The 4,487-nt window shown below is 74.0% G+C and carries 1 protein-coding gene and 1 pseudogene; both read left to right on the forward strand.

The window, feature by feature from the left end:
• Window positions 1-48 precede the first annotated feature (48 nt).
• Window positions 49-2,571, forward strand: a pseudogene (locus AB0G08_RS30035) (SDR family NAD(P)-dependent oxidoreductase); the annotation flags it as partial.
• A 150-nt stretch (window positions 2,572-2,721) separates the two neighbouring features.
• Window positions 2,722-4,487: type I polyketide synthase (locus AB0G08_RS30040; RefSeq protein ID WP_358094312.1), on the forward strand; the 1,766-nt coding region annotated here is incomplete at its 3' end.

Consider the following 4,487-nt stretch of genomic DNA (forward strand, 5'->3'; position numbering starts at 1 on the left):
GTGTCCCTGGCGGATGCGTGTGTCCTGGTTTCGGCGCGGGGTCGGTTGATGCAGGCGTTGCCGGCTGGTGGGGTGATGGCGGCGGTCGGTGCGTCGGAGGCCGACGTGCGGGAGGTCATTGACGCGTCGGGTGCGGCGGTGGACGTGGCGGCGGTGAACGGTCCGGCGTCGGTGGTGGTGTCAGGTGCCGCCGACGAGGTGGCCTCGGTGGTGGCGGTGTGTCGTGAGCGGGGTTGGCGGGTCAAGGAGTTGTCGGTCAGTCACGCGTTCCATTCGCGGTTGATGGAGCCGATGTTGGGTGAGTTCGCCTCGGTGGTGGCGGGGCTGGATTGGCGGGTGCCGCGGGTTCCGGTGGTGTCGAATGTGACCGGTGCGGTGGCGGATGCGTTGGAGTTGGTGGATCCGGAGTACTGGGTGCGGCACGTGCGGCAGCCGGTGCGGTTCGCCGATGGTGTGGCGGCGTTGCGGGAGCAGGGGGTCGACACGTTCCTGGAGGTCGGCCCGGACGCGACGTTGACGGCGATGGTGGCGGAGGTCGTCGCGGATGGTGCGGTGCGGCGGGTTCCGGCGGTGCGGCGCGACCAGTCGGAGGTCGCCGCGCTGACCTCGGCTCTGGGGCAGTTGTGGGTGGCGGGCGTGCCGGTCGACTGGGCGGCGTACCACGGTCAGGCGGGGGCCCGGCCGCGCGTGGTGGACCTGCCCACGTACGCCTTCGATCATCGACGTTACTGGATCAATGCCGCGACGCGCTCCTACCGTCCCCCCGCCGCCGGGCGTAGCGCGGCCGACGAGGACTTCTGGCGGACGATCGAGGCGGAGGACCTGACGACCCTCGCCGAGAGCCTGGCCGTCGACGCCGACGCCCCGCTCGCGGACGTGCTGCCGGCGCTGTCCACCTGGCGACGCCGCCGGGACGCCGAGGCCACCCTCGACTCCTGGCGCTACCGGGTGGCCTGGCAGCCACTCACCGACGACACCGCCCGCGCTGAGACGACCGATTTCCTGCTCGTCGTGCCGGCCGACGCCGACGCGGCCGTGGCGGACTGGGCGGCTGCCCTCGGCGCCGCCGGTGGGCGGATCGTCGAGGTCGACGCCGCCTGCGACCGGAAGCGGCTCGCCCACGACCTCGTCGAGGCGTCGGCCGGCCGCGACGCGGACGCCCTGCCCGTGCTCTCCCTGCTCGCGTTCGACACCCGGCCGTACGCCGGGGCCGACTCCGTGCCGACGGGCCTCGCCGGCACGGTCGCGCTCGCGCAGGCGCTCGGGGACGCCGGGCTCACCGCCCGGCTCTGGATCGCCACCCGTGGCGCCGTCTCCGTCGGCTCCCGCGACCGGCACGTCGACCCCGTGCAGGCGATGGCGTGGGGCTTCGGCAGCGTGCTGCGCGCCGAGCACCCGCACCGTTGGGGCGGGCTCGTCGACGTTCCCGAGCAGCCCGACCAGAACGTCGTGCGCATGCTCCGGACGCTGATCGCCGGCACCGGCCGGGAGGACGAGGTCGTCCTGCGTCAGAACGGCGCCCACGCCCGCAGGCTCGTCCGTGCGACGTACGGGGACACCGGTCCGCGCCGATCCTGGACGCCTCGCGGCACGGTGCTGATCACCGGCGGCACCGGGGCCCTCGGCCGGCACGTCGCACGCGCGTTGGCCGCCGACGGCGCCGAGCATCTCCTGCTGGTCAGCCGGCGGGGTGGCGAGGCGCCGGGCGCGAGCGCCCTCGCCGAGGAACTCGCCGGGCTCGGCAGCCGGGTCACCCTGGCGTCCTGCGACGTGGCCGACCGGGCCGCGCTCGCGGCGCTGCTCGGCTCGATCCCCGACGAGCTTCCGCTGAACGCGGTCGTACACACCGCTGCCGCCCTCGACGACAACGTCGTCGACGCGGTGAGCGTCGACCAGCTGGCCACCGCCCTGCGGGCGAAGGTCGACGCCGCGCGCAACCTGGACGAGCTGACCCGGGGGGCGGACCTCTCCGCCTTCGTCCTCTTCTCCTCCCTCGCCGGTCTCATGGGCGCCGCGGGGCAGACCACCTACGCGCCGGGCAACGCCTTCCTCGACGCGCTGGCGCAGCGGCGTCGCGCCGAAGGGCTCCCGGGGACCTCGCTCGCCTGGGGCCTGTGGGCCGACGGCGGGGTGAGCGCCGGGGAGTTCGAGCAGCGGCTGAAGCGCACCGGCTTCGGTGCGATGGCGCCGGAGACGGCCGTACGCGCCCTCACCCGGGCGCTGGACCGCGACGAGACCTACCTCGTGGTGGCCGACATCGACTGGGCCCGGGTGGCCGCCACCGGCGGTCGGCGCTCCCACCCGCTCGTCGGGGACCTCCTGGCCGCCGCCGGCGCGGCGGGAGCCGCCGACGCCCCCGTGCCTGCGGCCGACCTGCGCCTCCGCCTGTCGGGAATGTCCGGTGCGGAGCAGCTGCGCGCTCTCGGCGAGCTCGTCCGTGCCGAGGTCGCCGCCGTGCTGGGCCACGACTCCGCCGAGCGGGTGGCACCGGACCGGGCGTTCCAGGACCTCGGCTTCACGTCGCTCGCGGCGGTCGAGCTGCGCAACCGGCTCGACGCGGCGACCGGCCTCGCGTTGCCGAGCACGCTCGCCTTCGACTACCCGAACTCGGCGGCCCTGGCCGGACACATCCACGCCGAGCTGCTCGGCGGGCAGGCCCTTCCCGTCCCGGCCGGCATCACCGGCACCGTCGTGGGCGACGACCCGATCGTCATCGTCGGCATGGGCTGCCGTTTCCCCGCCGGAGCCGAGTCCCCGGAGGGGCTCTGGGAGCTGCTGACCGCCGGTGCCGACGCGATGTCGGACTTCCCGACCAACCGGCACTGGGACCTGGAGTCGCTGGCCGGATCCGACTCCTACGTCTCCCGGGGGGCGTTCCTGGCCGACGCGGGTGGCTTCGACGCGGAGTTCTTCGGCATCTCGCCGCGTGAGGCGCTCGCGATGGACCCGCAGCAGCGGCTGCTGCTGGAGGTCGCCTGGGAGGCGTTCGAGGACGCCCGGATCGAGCCCCTCGCGCTGCGCGGCAGCCGGGTCGGGGTGTTCGCCGGCACCAACGGGCAGGACTACGAGACCGTCGTGCGTCAGGCCGGGGAGTCGCTCGCCGGGTTCGGCGCGACCGGTGCCTCGGCGAGCGTGTTGTCGGGCCGGGTGGCGTACTCGTTCGGGTTCGAGGGGCCGGCGGTGACGGTGGACACGGCGTGCTCGTCGTCGCTGGTGGCGTTGCACCTGGCGGTGCAGGCGCTGCGCTCCGGCGAGTGCGACCTGGCCCTGGCTGGTGGCGTCACCGTGATGGCGACCCCGGGTGCCTTCATCGAGTTCTCCCGCCAGGGCGGGCTGTCGGCGGACGGCCGCTGCAAGGCCTTCGCCGAATCGGCGGACGGCACGGCGTGGGGCGAGGGCGTCGGCGTGCTGGTGGTGCAGCGGTTGTCGGACGCGCAACGCGACGGTCGTCGGGTCCTGGCGGTGGTGCGTGGCAGCGCCGTGAATCAGGACGGTGCGTCGAACGGGTTGACGGCGCCGAACGGCCCGTCGCAGCAGCGGGTGATCCGGCAGGCCCTCGCAAATGCCCGGCTGGGTGTCGGGGACGTCGACGTCGTGGAGGCGCACGGCACCGGAACGACGTTGGGTGACCCGATCGAGGCGCAGGCCCTGCTGGCGACGTACGGGCAGGGTCGGGATGTGCCGTTGTTGTTGGGGTCGGTGAAGTCGAACATCGGTCACACGCAGGCGGCTGCCGGGGTGGCGGGGATCATCAAGATGATCTTGGCGATGCGGCACGGGGTGGTGCCGGCGTCGTTGCACGTGGATGCGCCGTCGTCGCATGTGGACTGGTCGTCGGGTGCGGTGGAGTTGGTGACGCAGTCGCGGTCGTGGCCGGGGGTGGGTCGTCCGCGTCGGGCGGGCGTGTCGTCGTTCGGTATCTCCGGGACGAACGCCCACGTGATCATCGAGCAGCCGGAGCCGGTGGCGGAGCTGGCGTCGGAGCTGGCGGTGGCGTCGGCGGGCGAGGCGGTGGCTGCGGCGGTGGAGCCCGTGGCCGCGTCGGCTGCGGAGGCGCGCGGCGAGGCCGATGGGATCGGTTCGGCGGGCGCGGCGTCCGTACCGGTGCCGTGGGTGGTGTCGGGGCGTTCGGAGCGGGGTCTGGTGGGTCAGGCGGCGCGGTTGGCGTCGTTCGTGCGGGACCGGTCCGTGTCGTCGGTGGATGTGTCGTGGTCGTTGGCGACGACGCGGGCGGCGTTGGAGCACCGTGCGGTGGTGTGGGGTGGCTCGGTCGAGGAGTTGACGGCGGGGCTGTCGGTGGTGGCCGAGGGCCGGTCGGCGGGTGTGGTGTCGGCGGGTCGTCGGGCGGTGTTGTTCACGGGTCAGGGTTCGCAGCGCGTCGGGATGGGCCGCGAGCTGTACGAGGCGTTCCCGGTGTTCGCTTCGGCTTTCGACGGGGTGTGTGCCGAGATAGATGCGCATCTGCCGCGTGGGTTGCGGGAGGTGGT

The organism is Micromonospora sp. NPDC023644 (genome assembly GCF_040640115.1).
Taxonomy (GTDB): domain Bacteria; phylum Actinomycetota; class Actinomycetes; order Mycobacteriales; family Micromonosporaceae; genus Micromonospora.